This window comes from Paenibacillus dauci, from assembly GCF_000971985.1.
GTDB classification, from domain to species: Bacteria; Bacillota; Bacilli; order Paenibacillales; family Paenibacillaceae; genus Saccharibacillus; species Saccharibacillus dauci.
Genome location: NZ_LAQQ01000002.1, coordinates 755,892 through 773,604 on the forward strand (window position 1 = coordinate 755,892; position 17,713 = coordinate 773,604).

Below are 17,713 nucleotides of genomic sequence, written 5' to 3' on the forward strand. Positions count from 1 at the left end.
AGGCTATTATCGTGCTTGAGATGATACAGATTAATGAACAGGATAATGTAGTCGTGGCTCTGCGCGATTATCAACGTGGCGAGACCATTCCGGCAGGGGAGCGTCAGATTGTCCTGCAGGAAGATGTAGCCCGCGGACACAAGATTGCAATCGAAACGATCGAACCCGATCACAATATTATTAAATACGGTTATCCGATCGGTCATGCTCTGCAGCGTATTCCGGCAGGCAGCCATGTGCATACACATAATGCCAAGACCAACCTGACGGGTGTGGAGGAATACCGGTATGAACCGCGTACGTTTCCGATTCCCTACCGTATGGAAAACCGTACTTTTCAGGGCTATCGCCGGGTGAATGGAGAAGTAGGCATTCGCAATGAACTATGGATTGTGCCAACAGTCGGCTGTGTCAATGGGATCGCCGAGATGATCCTCAAACAGTTCCAGGCAGAACTGGATGATCTGGCTCCTTTTGAGAATGCACTGGTGCTCAAACACAGCTACGGCTGTTCCCAGCTGGGTGACGATCATCTGCATACCCAGACGATTCTGGCTGATGCGGTCAGACATCCGAATGCCGGCGGTGTGCTTGTACTTGGTCTGGGCTGCGAGAATAATATAATGGAAGACTTCAAAAAGGCGATCGGTGATTATGATGAGTCGAGAGTCAAGTTTCTCGTCTCCCAGACCGTATCGGATGAAGTGGAAGCAGGTGTGGAGCTGCTTCGGCAAATTTACCAGAGTGCTTCGCAAGACCAACGTGAAGAGATTCCACTGTCCGAACTCCGAATCGGTCTGAAATGCGGCGGCTCCGATGGATTATCCGGTATTACCGCGAATCCGCTACTCGGCAAACTGTCTGATTATATGGCAGCCCAGGGCGGAACAACGGTACTGACCGAAGTGCCCGAAATGTTCGGCGCCGAGAAGATTCTGATGGAGCGTGCAGCCGATGAACAGGTATTCGGTAAAATTGTACATCTGATCAATGACTTCAAACAGTATTTCCTGGATTACAAACAGCCGGTGTACGAGAATCCATCGCCAGGCAACAAAGCCGGAGGGATCACTACGCTGGAGGACAAGTCACTGGGTTGTACCCAGAAATCGGGTATGTCCACTGTACAGGATGTACTGCAGTACGGAGAACGGCTGCAAAAACGCGGGCTCAATTTGCTCAGTGCGCCGGGGAATGATCTGGTCGCTTCCTCGGCACTCGGAGCTGCGGGATGTCAGCTGGTGATTTTCACGACAGGCAGAGGCACACCATTTGGTTCGTTTGTACCTACGATGAAGGTGTCCACCAATTCGCCGCTGTACGCCAACAAGCCGCACTGGATCGACTACAATGCGGGAGTGCTGGTAGAAGAGACGACAATGGAAGATTGTCTGGCTGATTTTATCGATTACATTATCGAGGTAGCCAGCGGACGCTGGGTAAATAACGAGAAGAATAACTTCCGCGAGATTGCCATTTTCAAAAATGGGGTTACTTTGTAGCGTGTTGGTAAAAAAGTGTAATAATGATAAGACCTTGATCCTTCTATATAAGAAGATCAGGGTCTTTTTATTATCTAATAATGATCCAAAGGGCTACATGAATGTTCTTGCTCGATTTCCGAATTTTATTTTAAACTTTAATGTAGACAAAGTGGAATTATAAATAAAAACGAAAAGAATGTCGAATACTAATTATTAAGTGATTCATTAGTCATGAAGATTCATAAAATTTTAAGGCCTTTCTTACTTATTTTTATCATATAGTTACTAATTTACTTCAATTGGAAACGGACCAGCACAATGGACTACCTTTGTCGACAATTATAGTTATACTGTAAATGCAAAAGCTCAATAATAATTTTAACTAGTTATTTATCAAAGGGGGGACCCATGCGTAAAATTTTCGTTTTTTTTATACTTGTTGTATTACTTACAGGTTGCAGTGCAAATAACCGTGAAAAAGCTATCGGGCATTTACTAAGTAGCCAAAAGAAGAGTGAGGAGATTTCAATAATTGTTTTCAGCAAGAAGTCTCTAGAAGAATCATTTATTAGGGATTTACAAACTAATGTCGACTACATTAATAATCATATCCGAATTGAAGATCCTATAATAAATGTATCCTTGATCAATATAAAGGATGATCAGACTTATAATTACGAAAAAATCTTTGACCTTCAGCGAGATCCACAGATTATTCTTTTCCAAAATAATGATGTGCTGTTGGAACCTGATAAGCCGGAAGACATACGTGAATATTTCGAAAAACAAAAACAGTAAGAAAAAAAATCAAAAAAGAGACGCTTTCTCTAGAGAGCGTCTCTTTTTCTGTGGAAATGGAGAATGAAGATGAGTATCTAAATATATTTTATGACCGATGGGTCATTTTATTGAAATTGTGTTAATATCAACATATGTATGATTAGATGTGATCACAAGACAATGGTGAAAGCAAAATAAGGAGTGTGTAACTATGGCTCAAAGGGCGGTAGCTCAAAAAAGCACGCTAAAAACCGGCTGGGTTGTAGCAGGACTGCTGCTGGGGATATTTATCGCATCAATCGACAACACGATTGTAGCGACTGCGATTGCGACGATTGTCGGCGATCTGGGCGGGTTTGATCAGTTTGTCTGGGTGACTTCTGCGTATCTGGTTGCTTCGCTGGCAGGGACACCGATTTTCGGTAAATTATCCGATATGTACGGTCGTCGTCGTTTTTTTATTTTTGGACTGGTGATGTTCATGATCGGTTCGATCTTGTGTGGCACTGCGCACTCGATTGTGGAGCTCAGTATTTACCGGGCGATTCAGGGAATTGGGGGCGGAGCACTCGTACCAATTGCGTTTACGATCGTATTTGATACGTTTCCTCCGGAAAAACGGGGCAAAATGACAGGTTTACTGGGAGCGGTATTTGGAATGTCCAGCTTGTTTGGTCCGCTGCTTGGTGCTTATATTACCGAGTATTTCAGCTGGCGGTGGGTGTTCTATATTAACGTACCTCTGGGCATTTTATCTTTGCTGCTGATCGTTATCTTTTACAAGGAATCCTTGGAACGTTCGCGTCAGAAGATTGACTGGGCAGGTGCGGGTCTGCTCGTTGGTGCAGTCGTATCCCTGATGTTTGCGCTGGAGCTGGGCGGCGGTACATACGCATGGGATTCGGCAGTGATTATCGGTTTGTTCATCTGCTTCGTTGTGCTTGCAGCAGTCTTTGTACTGGTGGAGCGGCGCGCGGCAGAGCCGATTATTTCGTTCCCGATGTTTCGCAAGCAGCTGTTTGCAGGCAGTGTAGCGGCATCCTTCTTCTATGGAGCTGCCTTTATTACGGTTACTCTGTATATTCCCATCTATGTACAGGGAGTTACTGGAGGAACAGCAGTGAACTCCGGTCTGACACTGATGCCGATGACAATCGGTTCGGTGATAGCTGCGATGATGGGCGGTTTTCTGGTCAATAAGATGCCTTTTCGCCGGATCATGCTGTTTTCGGCGGTTGTATTTACGTTTGGTATGTACCTGCTGAGCCAGCTGACTGCAGATACGCCTACCTGGCTGCTGGTGACTGATCTGGCGATAACCGGATTTGGTATCGGATTTTCCTTTTCGGTGCTGGGAATCAGCGGGATTCAGGAATTTGATTTCCGGCAGCGGGGAGCAGCCAATTCGACGCTTTCGTTTGTCCGCTCACTGGGCATGTCGATCGGCGTGACGGTGTTTGGGCTGGTACAGCGCAGTCTGCTCAGCGGCAGAATCAACGAACAGCTGGGCGCAGGTGGAGCGCAGCCGGCTGGTATGGATATCTCTGCTATTGATCCGAGAGCACTCTTGTCGGAAGAGATGCAGTCCAGGATACCGGAAGTTATCCTGGAAGCAATCCGTCAGGCATTGACGGTATCGGTTGCCGGGACGTTTGGATGGGCGATTATTCCAGCCATTGGCGCACTGATTGCTGTAGCATTGATGGGCGGGAGTCGCGCGATATCTTCCGATTCCTCTGCGCCCAAACCGAATACCAAATAGGGCTGAGCCCGTGAGCAGTCTGGGAAGACAGCAAAATGTCCGGTTTCATTGTCAAAATGAAATCGGGCTTTTTTTGATTCTGTGGATATTTTCGCGTTATTATAGTACTCAAGAGGTAACGAATTTGTTACAATAGAGATTGTTGAATTGTTCATAAATTTGGTCAAAACCTTATGATTATTGCGTTTCCCGTTACCTATGAAGCGAATGTTATTGTCATAATTGAACCTGTGCTTAGGAAGTGATGAATTGATAGAGATGCAAGACGTATGGAAAACGTACCCGAATGGTGCGCATGCCCTGCAGGGTGTTTCCGTAAAAATTGACCGTAATGAATTCGTATACGTGGTTGGACCTTCCGGAGCCGGTAAGTCAACCTTTATGAAATTGATGTACCGTGAAGAACAGCCGACCAAAGGACAGATTTCGGTAAACGGCTTTAATCTGAGCAAGCTCAAGCAGCGCAAGATTCCGCTGCTGCGCCGGAACATAGGCGTCATTTTCCAGGACTTCCGTCTGCTGCCCAAGCTGACCGCCTACGAAAATGTCGCTTTTGCCATGGAAGTTATTGAAGCGCCGAGACGGCAAATCAAGAAACGGGTCATGGAAGTACTGGACCTTGTCGGTCTGCAAAGCAAAGCCAATCGTTACCCGGACCATCTGTCCGGCGGGGAACAGCAGCGTATCGCGATTGCCAGAGCGATCGTGAATAATCCTTCGGTGATTATCGCGGATGAGCCGACAGGCAACCTTGATCCGGAGACATCCTACGGGATTATGCAACTGCTGGACGAAATTAATTTCCGGGGGACTACGATCATTATGGCTACACATAATAGAGATATCGTCAATTCCATGCGCCGACGCGTACTGGCGATTGAGAACGGTATGATTGTCAGAGACCAGATCAGAGGGGAGTACGGTTATGAATTTTAGTACCTTCTTGCGGCACATGCGGGAAGGTTTCAGAAGCGTATTCCGCAACGGATGGATGTCGATAGCCTCCATCACCTCGATCATTGTGTCTCTATTTATACTGGGCGTATTTATACTGCTCGTTTTTAATGTTAATAATCTGGCAGATCAGGCTGATAGCCAGGTTGAAGTCAATGTATTCCTGGAACTGAATGTGAATCAGGATCTGCGTGAACAGCTGCAGGACGAAATCAGCAAGATGCCGGAAGTCAGCAATATCAAGTATATTCCCAAGGATCAGGGGCTGGAAGAACTGCGTAAGAATCTTGGCGAGGGTGGCGAGAACTTCCTAGAAGGCTACGCCAAAGATAACAACCCGCTGCCGGATGCTTTCCGTGTGCAGGTAATTGAAGCGACAACCGTACCATTTGTTGCCCAAAAGATCGAAGCGCTTAATACGGAACATGTGGAGAAGCCGATTCTCAAGGTGCGTTATGGTGGAGAGACGGTACAGACTCTGTTCAAAGTAACCGCACTGATCCGTAATATCGGATTGATTCTGGTTGCTGCTCTTGCATTGATGGCGATGTTCCTGATTGCCAATACGATTCGCGTTACCATCCTGGCACGCCGCCGGGAGATCAGTATTATGAAGCTAGTAGGTGCGACCAATCAGTTTATCCGGTGGCCATTCTTTATCGAAGGGGCTCTGCTGGGCGGGATTGGATCGATTGTGACGATTATTATTTTATTTGTCGGGTACCATCAGCTGGTTGTCGCTTCGGTGACTTCACTCAATATGGCTTCCATGGTCACACTAATCCCGCTACAGCAAATCTGGCTGTGGCTCGGTGGATTGCTGCTTGTACTGGGCATTGTGATCGGTGTATGGGGAAGTACGGTATCGATTCGCCGCTTCCTGAAAGTTTAATTCTATAATTTACCAGAAAATGATTGAAAACTATCAAGGTATCCATTCAGGTTGCCGATAATAGAGTTGACGTAATTGCTGAATGCCGGAATCGACTATTTCAAAAACCTATAAATGTTAAAAGGATGGGAAAACAATTGAAAAAAGTCGCATCAGTCATGGCCATCATGTTATTGGCCGCTGCAGTGGTACAACCTGGACACGGACATGCCGCCAAATCTTCAAGCGAGATTCAAAAAGAACTGAACGCCGTTGAGCAAAAAGCGCACAAGGCTGAGCTGCAGCAGAAGAAAGCGCAGGCTCAAAAGCAAAAATCGGCAGCGCTGAAGAAAAGTGCACAAAAGAGCTTGAGTAACGTACTGCAGGCGATTAATGAAGTGAACAGCCAGCTATCGCGGGTGTCCAACAATATTACGAAGACCGAATCGGGTCTTCGTCAGTCCAAAAAAGACCTGGCTGAAGCCAAAGAACGTATCAAGGCACGTGAAGGCATGATTGATACGCGTGTAAGAATGATGTATACAGATGGCAGAGTATCCTATCTGGATGTACTGATGTCTTCTACCAGTTTTTCCGATTTTGTCGAGCGCGCAGATTCGCTGCGTATGATTGTAGACCAGGATCAGGATATCTTGGCACAGCATGAGAAAGACAAACAATTTGTTATTGTGACTCAAAATAAATTAAAAGCACAGTACGCCTATGCCAAAAGCCTGTATTCCGAAAAAGCAGCACGCAAAGGTGAACTGGATGCCAAAGAAAATGAAAAACAACGTCTGATCGCCAAATATGACCTGCAGATCGAGAATGCCGAGGAAGCAACGGCAGCGCAGGAACAGGCATTATGGGATCTTGCAGACAAACGTGCAGCTTTGTATCGTGAGAAAACAGCAGCTGAAGCACAAGAACGTGCAGCAGCCGAAGCACGAGCAGCGGCAGAAGCAGCAGCGGCTGCAGCTGCGGCGGCAGCATCCGGTGGAGGAAGTTCTTCCGGCGGCGGTGGTGGTGGCGGTAATAGTTATCAGGCCAGCGGAAGTGGATTGCTGGGTGTGCCTGTTATTGGCGCTCGTCTGTCTTCTCCGTTTGGATACCGGACTAACCCGGTTACGGGTATCTACAAACTGCATGCAGGTGTGGATTTTGCAGCACCGCAGGGTACGCCTATTATTGCATCGGATGGTGGTACGGTTGTGGTTGCCGGAGCGATGAGCGGTTATGGTAATGCTGTTATTATCGATCATGGTAATGGTATTCAGACATTGTATGGTCATATCCGTAACGGAGGCGTTATGGTATCGGTAGGCCAGAGTGTCAGCAAAGGTCAGAAGATTGCCGAAGTAGGTTCAACCGGTAACTCAACCGGACCACACTGTCACTTTGAAGTACGGGTAAATGGTACAGCAGTTGATCCAATGGGTTATCTGTAAGCCGGCAAGCGGCTGTTTTAATGGAGAGAGGCGGTAATACACGATGAGAAAACGCACGGTGGCACTGCTCGTTATTGCCATGATGGTGCTCAGCAGCGTACTGACGCTGGCTGTAGTCAATCTACCGTCTTTTGTGCAAAGAGCTTCAATGGGACAAGGTGTAATCGGTGCGCTGAGCGGCGGTGGACTCACTGACCAGGAACAGAGCAAGCTGAGTACGGTAGCCAGTCTGATTGAAAATAATTATTACCAGAACGTCGATGAAAATAAACTGGTGGATGGAGCGATCAACGGGATGCTTGAAGCGCTCGGCGATCCATACTCCAGTTATATGGATACCGATACAGCCGGACAATTCTCCGAATCAATTGCAGGTTCTTTTACGGGTATTGGTGCGGAAGTGTCTGAAGATAACGGCAACGTCGTTATTGTGTCTCCGATCAAGGGTTCACCGGCAGAAAAAGCCGGATTGCGTGCCAAGGATGTCATTGTCTCCGTGAATGGAGAAAATCTGTCCGGTAAAGAGCTGAATGCGGCGGTTGCCAAGATCCGCGGGGAAAAAGGCTCTACCGCCAAGCTGGAAGTTAAACGTGCCGGCAGCAGTGATACGATGACATTTGATATCGTGCGTGATGATATCGCAATGGAGACCGTATACGCTCGTATGACCAAAGACAAGATTGGCGTAATCGAGATTACCCAGTTCTCCCTCAATACAGCGCAGCGCTTCGAAGAGGAGCTGCAGAAGTTGGATGCGCAGGGAATGAAGGGACTTGTCATCGATGTACGTAACAATCCGGGCGGCGTACTCTCTGTTGTCGAAGAGATGGCCGAACAATTTGTACCGAAAGGCAAGGCGCTGGTACAGGTCGAGGACAAAAATGGACAGCGCCAGGTTACCAATTCGGACGGTCAGGGAGTAAACTATCCGATCGCGGTCGTAACCAATGGCGGCAGCGCCAGCGCTTCCGAGATTCTGGCGGGTGCTCTCAAGCAGTCCGCTGGTGCTACCCTCTATGGGGAGACTACCTACGGTAAAGGTACCGTACAGACCAGCATGGATAATCTGTTCAACGATGGCAGTCTGATCAAGATTACGATTGCCAAGTGGCTGACACCTAACGGCGACTGGATTCACAAAAAAGGAATCAAGCCCGATGTAAAAGTGGCACCACCCGATTATTACACCGTGACACCGATCAACAAAGATAAAACACTCAAATATGATATGAACAATAATGATGTGAAAAGTGCGCAGATTATGCTCGCCGGACTGGATTATAAAGTCGATCGCAAAGACGGTTATTTCGACCGCAGCACGGAAGCCGCTGTACAAGCTCTCCAAAAAGCCCACAAGCTGACGGTTAACGGCACAATCGATGCCAAAACAGCTGCTACACTCGAAGCCGAGCTGATCAAGCATATCCAGGACCCGCAGTATGATGTACAACTAAATAAAGCCATCGCTGGCGTTAAGCAGAAGCTGAGCGCAACAAAGTAAAGTTCACGGAGTATAATGCTATAACAGCATGAGACTGCCGGAATCGTATCCGAGTGATAAGACGATGGATTGTAAAAAGAAGGCTGTCACAGCCTTCTTTTTTTATGTACAATAAAGAATGTTGGACAGCAAGTGGGCATGCATGGAAAGCAAAGGAGTGTGAAGCGTGATGGCAGTGTTGGGAGAAGCACTCCGTATCACTGGTGGAGCTATAGGGCAGCTGCTTTCGCAGCCGTTTTATTATATATTTCTGATTGGATTGCTGCTGCATTACCGGCGGCAGGGACTATTGGAACGCAAACTGTTTAATATACGTGTACATATTTATGCCGGCAGGGTACTCCGTACCGTCCTTACCGGACTGGTTATTGGGTGTATCGTGTCAGCAGTGATGCTTGGAATTGGCATACATATCGAAAAAGAAATCGTCTGGTGTCTGGGCATTATCATCGTACTGCTATCACTGATTCGTCTGCGTCTGGCACATCTGATGGATGCACTGGCTGTACTGATGGTAGCTCATGTAGGGCTGCTGCTTTCCCCATCGTGGCAGCCGGAAGGCTGGATTGGACAGACGGCAGAGGCAATTCGTCATGCAGATCTGCCAGGGCTGCTGGTGATTGCCGTGCTACTGCAAATAGCTGAAGCGGTTTTATTCCGCTTGCAGGGGCCTACTTTGTCTTCACCGGTAGTCATCGAAGGAAAGCGTGGCAAGCCGGTAGGTGCCTATGCGATGGAAGCCTTTTGGCCGGTACCGTTATGGCTGCTGATGCCAGCAGCAGGTGGATTTATTCTGCCATGGACTCCGCTGCATAGCGGTGAATTCTGGAGTGGAGGAGCGGCTGTCACGGCTCTGCCGGTCATGATTGGCTGCAGCATCCTAACCCAGAGCAGGCTGCCCGTAGACAAAGCGCGCATCGTCTCCAAACGGCTGCTACTAGGCAGTCTGATACTGCTGGTGCTGGCTGCCGGCGCACTCTGGTGGCCACCGCTAGCCGTGCTTATCATCTGTATCGCCCTTATCTGGCGTGAGGTTGTCATCTATCTCAGCAGACGCGAGGAACTGGAGAGCATTCCTCTCTATACCGAGACACTGCGTGGACTGCGAATCCTCGATGTGATCCCGGGTAGCCCGGCGCATGAACTGGGCATTCGGGCCGCCGAGACGGTGTACAAAGTAAACGGAGTGCCTGTACATCATCCGCAGTCTCTGCATGGAGCACTGCGAATGAACCCGGCTTTTTGCAAGCTGGAAATTCTCAATATTCATGGGGAAAGCAAGTTTTTGCAGCGAGCGATTTATGCGGGGGATCATCATCAGCTGGGCATGATTTTTGCCCCGGATGATCAAGCGCCGGTTTCTCCGGATATTCAGCAGTTGTCGGCTTTTCATTTGCTGGTTCATCCGCGTACAAAGCGTTTGTCTTCGGGAAATGTAGCATCATCCGCGATTCTGCCAATAGCCCAGGAGTCAACCGTAGCTTCGTCAAAAGATACCATTCAAGCTGCAGCCGAGCCAGATGCAGCAGCTAATTCAGCGGCATTGTCTAATGATAGCTCCGGCCTTCCCAAACGAAGACGCCGTGCGGATGATAGCAAGCGTTAGAACCATTTCTAAGTAGAATCATCAATAAAAGCACACGGATCATCCGGGAATCAACCGGTTTCCGTGTGCTTTTGTTATGTCTGGTTATTGAAGATAGGATTATCAGGCAAAGCGGTTTATTCCTGCAGCTGGCGCAGTACGATAATTTCAACACGCCGATTTTTTTGTCGACCGACTGCAGTCGAGTTATCAGCGGCAGGACGGGTAGCCCCATAACCGGCATACTGAAAATTCGCCTGATCCAGTTTCTTGGTATCAATAAAATAACGCAGTACCGATAAGGCTCTTGCGCCCGATAGCTCCCAGTTATCCTGATACCGGGAAGCATAGACGATCGGTAGATTATCCGTATGGCCTTCGATACTGATCGTTGTATTAATCGATTGGAACAAGCTGGCGAGTCGTGCGAGTGTCCCGAGTGAACGTGCTTTGAGATCGGCTTGTCCTTCGTCGAACAGGAACTGGTCACTCAGCGTAATCGAGATACCCTGTGGTTTGTCGACGACCGATACTTGATTCTGCAAATTGTTGGTATTTACATAGTTTTCGATTACCTGCATCAGATTAGACAATTCCTGCTCCTGCTTGCGAAAGGCCTCTTCGCGGCTGGTCAGCTGTTCCTGTCCTTTATCGCCGCCCTGTTCTCCGGCCTGATTCTGATCGGAGTCGGTTCCTCCGTTGTTCACATTCTGACCGGCTGTACCGGTAACACCTTTGCCACCGTCGAGCACCGAGTTAGGACTCTGGAAAGTGAGCTGCAGCGACTCGGTAAGTACTTTATATTTGTCCGAATCAATCTGGCTGACCGAATACATTACAATAAAGAAAATCAGCAGCAGTGTAATCAAATCGGCATAAGTAATCAACCAGCGATCCTTGTGATCATGTCCGGTATTTTTATTTCGGCGAGAATAACGTCGCATCGTTATTCCTCCCTCATTCGTGGTTCATTATCGGAATAACCATCGGTATCTGTCAGGAATGTCTCCAGCTTGCGTCGTACTAGCTGGGGATTTTCGCCATTCTGTATCGAAAGAATGCCTTCGAGCAGCATCTCCATGGTCTGTGTCTCCAGTTCACTGCGCGCCCGAATCTTGGAGGCGAGCGGGAGGAAGATCAGGTTGGCGCTTGCTACACCATATAGAGTCGCTGTAAAAGCAACAGCAATCGAGCTACCTAGCCCGGTGGGCTCGCTGAGACTGCCCAGTACCTGGATCAGACCCATAACCGTACCGATAATCCCCATGGTAGGCGCATAACCGCCTGCAGAGTCGAAGATTTTGGCATGCTGTTCATATTGCTGCTCGACTTTGGCCATCTCCAGTTCAAGAATCTGCCGGATGACGTCCCGATCGGTTCCGTCTACTACCTGCTGCAGACCTTCGCGCAGAAAAGCATTTTCATGCGAGACGGCCTGCGGCTCCAGAGCAAGTACACCGGCGCGCCGGGCATGCATGGACATATTGACTACATCTTCAATCAGCTGTTCGTTATCCGAACGAACCGGAACGAGTACGGTTCGGATTGCTTGCGGCAGCTTTTTTAGATGAGATGCCGGAAAACTAATGGCAACAGCTGCCGCGGTTCCGCCGAAAACAATCAGTGCTGCGGCTCCCTGAAGCAATCCTCCAGCGTCGCCGCCTTCCCATAAAAACCCCCCAATCAATGCAGCGATCCCTGCAATAATACCGATAATTGTTGTTAAATCCATGTATCCATCTCCTGTTCTGCGTCTGGGAAGTAGTTATCTGTTAACTGCTTGCCGGCTCTCTGGCTTAAGAAAGCAAGCATCCTTAATATGAAAAAAACGTCTGAAAAATTTGTCGTTTACAGACGTGTTTCAATTGCATAAGTAAAATTTGGAGAGTATAATAGAAGGGAACAAACATTCCTATTCGAGGAACTAGGTTGTTAAATTATGTTATATAAGTATTAACCAATAATGAGATTCGTCTATTCAGGATGTGCCATTACAGCCAACGTTGGGTAAAGTATTATGTGTCCGGCACTCTGATGAACGGTCTCTTTTGTTATTATCGGGCAAGCGTAATATATATTTTAGACGATAGGGTGATGCAGGGCAATGAACGATATTGTTGTCAGCTCCAAAAAATTCGAGATAGAGTCGGAATTCACTCCGCAGGGTGACCAGCCTGCCGCGATTGAAGAGCTCGTACAGGGCGTACAGCAGGGTCAGAAGTTCCAGACATTGCTGGGCGCGACCGGTACAGGAAAGACCTTTACTATTGCACAGACCATTTCCAAGCTCCAGCGTCCTACACTGGTTATTGCACATAACAAGACGTTGGCAGCTCAGCTAGCGAGCGAGTTCAAGGAATTTTTCCCAAATAACTCGGTCGACTATTTTGTCAGCTATTATGATTATTATCAGCCGGAAGCATATATCCCGTCTTCCGACACGTATATTGAGAAAGACTCCAGTATCAATGAAGAGATCGACAAGCTGCGTCACTCGGCGACCAGTTCACTGTTTGAACGCCGTGATGTCATCATCGTAGCCAGCGTATCCTGCATTTATGGTCTCGGTTCGCCACAGGAATATGGTGGCATGCTGCTGTCCCTGCGTGTAGGTATGGAAAAGTCGCGTAATGAGATTCTGTCCCGTCTGGTTGATATCCAGTATCAACGCAATGATATTAACTTTGTACGCGGTACATTCCGTGTACGCGGCGATGTAATCGAGATTTTCCCGGCATCCAAAAGTGAACATGCCGTACGTGTCGAACTGTTCGGTGACGAGATTGAACGGATTACCGAGATTGATGTGCTGACCGGCGAGCTGGTTGGCGAACGCGATCATATCGCGATCTTCCCGGCTTCTCACTTTGTGACCAAGGAAGAGACGATGAAAGTCGCACTCAAAAATATCGAGCGTGAGCTGGAAGACCGCCTGGCTGTACTCAACGAGCAAGGCAAGCTGTTAGAAGCACAGCGACTGGAACAGCGTACCCGCTACGATATCGAGATGATGAAGGAAGTCGGTTTTTGTTCCGGTATTGAGAACTACTCCGGACCGCTGACTTTCCGTGAACGCGGAGATACCCCATTTACACTGCTGGACTATTTCCCGGATGATATGCTGATTGTGGTCGATGAGTCGCATGTGACCCTGCCGCAGATTCGGGCGATGTACAATGGTGACCAAGCGCGCAAAAATGTGCTGGTGGATCACGGCTTCCGTCTTCCATCTGCACTGGATAACCGTCCATTGAAATTTGAAGAATTTGAGGACAAGATCAATCAGATTATTTTCGTATCGGCTACGCCAGGACCTTATGAGCTGGAGCATTGCGAGACAACGACCCAGCAGATTATACGTCCTACCGGCCTGCTGGATCCGATTATCGAAGTTCGTCCAACCAAAGGACAGATTGATGATCTGATCAGTGAGATTCATCTGCGCATCGAGCGGGAGGAGCGGGTACTCGTTACCACGCTGACCAAGAAGATGTCCGAAGATCTGACCGATTACCTCAAGGAAGTCGGAATCAAGGTCAGGTATATGCACTCCGATATCAAGACGCTGGAACGGATGTCCATTCTGAGGGATTTGCGGTTGGGTACATTCCATGTGCTAGTCGGAATCAACCTGCTGCGGGAAGGACTGGATCTGCCGGAAGTATCTCTGGTTACTATTCTGGATGCCGACAAAGAAGGCTTCCTGCGTTCGGAGCGTTCACTGATCCAGACGATTGGACGGGCAGCGCGTAACTCCGAGGGACGGGTTATTATGTACGGTGACAAAGTAACCGACTCCATGGCCAGCGCCATGCGGGAAACCGAACGTCGTCGTACGATCCAGATTGCTTATAATGAAGAACATGGTATCACCCCGCAGACTATTCGCAAAAAAGTACGTGATGTGATCGAAGCAACCAAAGTTGCCGAAGGCAAAGCGGACTATATGGCAGAAGCGGGCAAAGCCAAGATGTCCAAGCGCGACCGGATGGCGCTGATTCAGCGTCTGGAGAACGAAATGAAGTCTGCCGCCAAGGAGCTTCAGTTCGAGCGTGCCGCCGAGCTGCGTGATGCGGTATTGGAACTGCGGGCAGAGATTAGTTAATCCCGATAGTTTCGGAACGTTGACAGTTGGACTTATACAGCATGAACATGATACACCATCCAAGGTTGTTGGGTGACTCCGGATACAGAACCGGAATCCCCGGCAACCTTTATCATAGTTGGGCCGTTTATACGCACAGCTCTTACATTTGGCAGCTACACTACAAATGAAGAGCAGCGTTGTGATTATTCCGGAAGCACCGGATTTGGAGGTTGGATTATTTGTCGAATAAATATATTGAAGTCAAGGGCGCGAGAGCGCATAATCTCAAAAATATTGATATCAGCATCCCTCGTGACCGTTTTGTAGTATTGACCGGTCTGAGCGGCTCAGGGAAGTCTTCGCTGGCATTTGATACCATTTATGCAGAAGGACAGCGTCGTTATGTCGAGTCTCTGTCTGCTTACGCACGTCAATTTTTGGGACAAATGGACAAGCCGGATGTGGATTCGATTGAAGGCCTATCTCCGGCAATCTCGATTGACCAGAAGACGACGAGTCGTAATCCTCGTTCTACAGTCGGTACCGTAACCGAGATTTATGATTATCTGCGTCTTTTATTTGCACGTGTGGGTCATCCGCATTGTCCGAATCACGGCGTCGAGATTACTTCGCAGACGGTAGAGCAGATGGTAGACCGGATTATGGAATATCCGGAACGTACTCGTCTGCAGATTTTGGCGCCAGTCATCTCCGGCCGCAAGGGTGAACACAAAAGCGTTTTTTCGGAAATCTCCAAACAGGGCTTTGTCCGTGTACGTGTAAACGGCGAACTGCGTGATCTGTCCGAAGATATTCAGCTGGAGAAAAATAAAAAGCATACGATTGAAGTCGTTGTCGACCGGATCGTAGTCAAGGAAGACGTAGCCGTACGTCTGGCCGATTCGATCGAAATGGCGCTCAAAATGTCCGGAGGTCAGCTACTGGTTGATATCATCGGTCAGGAGGAGCTGCGTTTCAGTTCCAATTTTGCTTGTCCAATCTGTGGATTCAGTATTGAAGAGCTTGCACCGCGGATGTTCTCGTTTAACAGTCCATTTGGTGCCTGCCCGGAGTGTGATGGTCTGGGTATCCGTATGGTCGTTGACCGTGATCTGCTAATTCCCGACCGCAGCAAAACGATCGATGAAGGTGCTTTTCAGGCATGGAGCGGTGGATTGTCCAACTATTATCCACAGTTCCTCAAATCGGTCTGTCAGCATTACAAGATTCCGACCGATGTACCGATCTCCGAACTGAAAGAAGAACAAATCAATCTGATTCTGAACGGCTCGGATGGACAAAAGATCCGTTTCCGCTACGAAAGCGACTTTGGACGAGTCAAGGAAGCCCATGTTGTTTTTGAAGGTATTATTCCCAATCTGGAGCGCCGCTACAAGGATACTTCATCCGAAAGCATGCGTGAATATATCGAAGGTTATATGAGTGCCAAGCCTTGTCCGGTATGTAAAGGCAAACGTCTCAAAAAAGAAATTCTGGCAGTAACTGTGGACAAGCATAATATCGCTGATATTACAGATTTGCCTATTGGTGAAGCCAAGCAATTTTTTGAGCATATCCACCTGAGTGAAAAAGAACAGAGTATCGCGCGTCTGATCCTCAAGGAAATCTGTAGCCGGCTTGGATTCCTGGTGAATGTTGGTCTGGAGTATCTGAACATGTCACGTGCAGCAGGTACATTGTCCGGCGGAGAAGCCCAGCGCATTCGTCTGGCGACCCAGATCGGTTCCAGTCTTACCGGCGTACTGTATATTCTGGATGAGCCGAGTATCGGTCTGCATCAGCGTGATAATGATCGTCTGATCCAGACACTCGAGCATATGCGCGATCTGGGAAACACACTTATTGTCGTAGAGCATGATGAAGACACGATGATGGCAGCGGATCATATTATCGATATTGGTCCGGGCGCTGGTATTCATGGTGGTCAGGTGATTGCCCAGGGAACACCGGCAGAGATTATGGAAGACCCCAACTCATTGACCGGACAATATTTGAGCGGACGCAAATTCGTTCCTGTGCCACTTCAGCGCCGCAAAACAGATGATCGCTGGTTGGAGATTCGCGGTGCCAAGGAGAACAATCTCAAGAACATCAATGTCAAAATTCCAATCGGTGTCTTTACCGCAGTAACAGGAGTATCCGGTTCGGGTAAATCGACACTGGTCAACGAGATTCTCTACAAAACACTGGCACGTGATCTGAACAAGGCACGCGTCATCCCGGGACAGTATCGCGAGATTCGTGGTCTGGAACATATCGAGAAAGTAATCGATATCGACCAATCGCCAATCGGTCGTACTCCTCGTTCCAACCCGGCGACCTATACCGGCGTATTCGATGATATCCGCGATTTGTTCGCACAGACGAACGAAGCCAAGGTACGTGGTTACAAAAAGGGCCGCTTCAGCTTCAATATCAAAGGCGGCCGCTGTGAAGCCTGCCGCGGCGACGGTATTATCAAAATCGAGATGCACTTCCTGCCCGATGTATACGTTCCATGCGAAATATGCAAAGGCCAGCGCTATAACCGTGAGACACTCGAAGTAAAATACAAAAACCGCAATATTGCCGATGTACTGGATATGACGGTTGAAGATGCAGTGGAGTTCTTCCAGAATATCCCGCGTATTCACCGCAAAATGCAGACCCTGCTCGATGTGGGTCTTGGCTATGTGAAGCTGGGCCAGCCGGCAACTACATTGTCCGGTGGTGAAGCGCAGCGTGTGAAACTGGCTTCCGAACTGCATCGCCGCAGTACCGGCAAAACGATGTACATCCTGGATGAGCCGACGACCGGTCTGCATGTGGATGATATTGACCGTCTGCTGGTTGTGCTGCATCGTCTGGTCGATTCCGGCGAATCCGTACTGGTTATCGAGCATAATCTGGATGTGATCAAGACAGCCGATTATCTGATCGATCTGGGACCGGAGGGCGGCAGCGGTGGTGGTACGATTCTCGCTTCCGGTACTCCGGAAGATATCACCAAGGTAAAAGGATCCTACACCGGGCACTATCTCAAACCTGTTCTTGAACGCGACACAGCGCGCAGTCGTGAGCTGGAGAGCAGTCAGGTCTAATCTTTTTCTGCTTTACTTGTTCTGTTCGGGCAGGCTGTTGAAGGCAAACAAGCTTTATTTGTATTTAACAGCCTGCCTATTTATACATAAAGATAGGCTTCTGGGTAATTGTGCCTGAATACGGGAATATGGTACTCTGG

The 17,713-nt window shown here is 48.5% G+C and carries 12 protein-coding genes; 10 read left to right on the forward strand and 2 right to left on the reverse strand.

The window, feature by feature from the left end:
- Positions 1-11 precede the first annotated feature (11 nt).
- From WH46_RS17655 to WH46_RS17690, 8 genes are all read left to right on the forward strand, one after another.
- Complete coding sequence (locus WH46_RS17655; protein WP_046227700.1) at positions 12-1,502, forward strand: UxaA family hydrolase; 1,491 nt, start codon at positions 12-14, stop codon at positions 1,500-1,502.
- Positions 1,503-1,892: 390 nt separating this feature from the next.
- Positions 1,893-2,282, forward strand: a complete 390-nt coding sequence (locus tag WH46_RS17660) for a lipoprotein (protein ID WP_046227701.1) — start codon at positions 1,893-1,895, stop codon at positions 2,280-2,282.
- A gap of 193 nt (positions 2,283-2,475) precedes the next feature.
- Complete coding sequence (locus WH46_RS17665; RefSeq protein WP_046227702.1) at positions 2,476-4,026, forward strand: MDR family MFS transporter; 1,551 nt, start codon at positions 2,476-2,478, stop codon at positions 4,024-4,026.
- A gap of 249 nt (positions 4,027-4,275) precedes the next feature.
- Complete coding sequence (gene ftsE, locus WH46_RS17670; protein WP_017815490.1) at positions 4,276-4,962, forward strand: cell division ATP-binding protein FtsE; 687 nt, start codon at positions 4,276-4,278, stop codon at positions 4,960-4,962.
- Positions 4,952-5,872: a permease-like cell division protein FtsX gene (gene ftsX / locus WH46_RS17675; RefSeq protein ID WP_017815491.1), complete on the forward strand. Its 921-nt coding sequence runs from the start codon at positions 4,952-4,954 to the stop codon at positions 5,870-5,872. Before ftsE ends, ftsX begins: the two co-directional genes overlap by 11 nt.
- A gap of 137 nt (positions 5,873-6,009) precedes the next feature.
- On the forward strand, positions 6,010-7,299 hold the full coding sequence (locus WH46_RS17680) for a murein hydrolase activator EnvC family protein (protein ID WP_046227703.1): 1,290 nt from the start codon (positions 6,010-6,012) through the stop codon (positions 7,297-7,299).
- Between the two features lie 43 nt (positions 7,300-7,342).
- Positions 7,343-8,800, forward strand: coding sequence for a S41 family peptidase (locus WH46_RS17685; RefSeq protein ID WP_017815493.1), 1,458 nt, complete (start codon positions 7,343-7,345; stop codon positions 8,798-8,800).
- Positions 8,801-8,969: 169 nt separating this feature from the next.
- Positions 8,970-10,406, forward strand: coding sequence for a PDZ domain-containing protein (locus tag WH46_RS17690; protein ID WP_052714283.1), 1,437 nt, complete (start codon positions 8,970-8,972; stop codon positions 10,404-10,406).
- A 116-nt stretch (positions 10,407-10,522) separates the two neighbouring features.
- On the opposite strand, the gene WH46_RS17695 is transcribed toward WH46_RS17690, so the two are convergent.
- The gene (locus WH46_RS17695) at positions 10,523-11,329 is read right to left on the reverse strand and encodes an OmpA/MotB family protein (RefSeq protein ID WP_017815495.1); all 807 of its coding nucleotides are present in this window, start codon (positions 11,327-11,329) and stop codon (positions 10,523-10,525) included.
- A gap of 2 nt (positions 11,330-11,331) precedes the next feature.
- Positions 11,332-12,117, reverse strand: a complete 786-nt coding sequence (locus WH46_RS17700) for a flagellar motor protein (protein ID WP_017815496.1) — start codon at positions 12,115-12,117, stop codon at positions 11,332-11,334.
- Positions 12,118-12,489: 372 nt separating this feature from the next.
- Here WH46_RS17700 and uvrB point away from each other — a divergent pair, with 372 nt between their 5' ends.
- Positions 12,490-14,490, forward strand: coding sequence for an excinuclease ABC subunit UvrB (gene uvrB / locus WH46_RS17705; protein WP_017815497.1), 2,001 nt, complete (start codon positions 12,490-12,492; stop codon positions 14,488-14,490).
- Positions 14,491-14,711: 221 nt separating this feature from the next.
- Positions 14,712-17,573 carry an excinuclease ABC subunit UvrA gene (gene uvrA / locus WH46_RS17710; RefSeq protein WP_046227704.1) on the forward strand — a complete coding sequence of 954 codons (2,862 nt, stop codon included), beginning with the start codon at positions 14,712-14,714 and terminating at the stop codon, positions 17,571-17,573.
- The last annotated feature ends 140 nt before the right edge of the window (positions 17,574-17,713 follow it).

Bases quoted from the DNA above. Each gene is read 5' to 3' on its own strand.
- WH46_RS17660 (WP_046227701.1), top strand. From the start codon at position 1,893: ATGCGTAAAATTTTCGTTTTTTTTATACTTGTTGTATTACTTACAGGT.
- WH46_RS17665 (WP_046227702.1), top strand. From the start codon at position 2,476: ATGGCTCAAAGGGCGGTAGCTCAAAAAAGCACGCTAAAAACCGGCTGG.
- ftsX (WP_017815491.1), top strand. From the start codon at position 4,952: ATGAATTTTAGTACCTTCTTGCGGCACATGCGGGAAGGTTTCAGAAGC.
- WH46_RS17685 (WP_017815493.1), top strand. From the start codon at position 7,343: ATGAGAAAACGCACGGTGGCACTGCTCGTTATTGCCATGATGGTGCTC.
- WH46_RS17690 (WP_052714283.1), top strand. From the start codon at position 8,970: ATGGCAGTGTTGGGAGAAGCACTCCGTATCACTGGTGGAGCTATAGGG.
- WH46_RS17695 (WP_017815495.1), bottom strand. From the start codon at position 11,329: ATGCGACGTTATTCTCGCCGAAATAAAAATACCGGACATGATCACAAG.
- WH46_RS17700 (WP_017815496.1), bottom strand. From the start codon at position 12,117: ATGGATTTAACAACAATTATCGGTATTATTGCAGGGATCGCTGCATTG.
- uvrB (WP_017815497.1), top strand. From the start codon at position 12,490: ATGAACGATATTGTTGTCAGCTCCAAAAAATTCGAGATAGAGTCGGAA.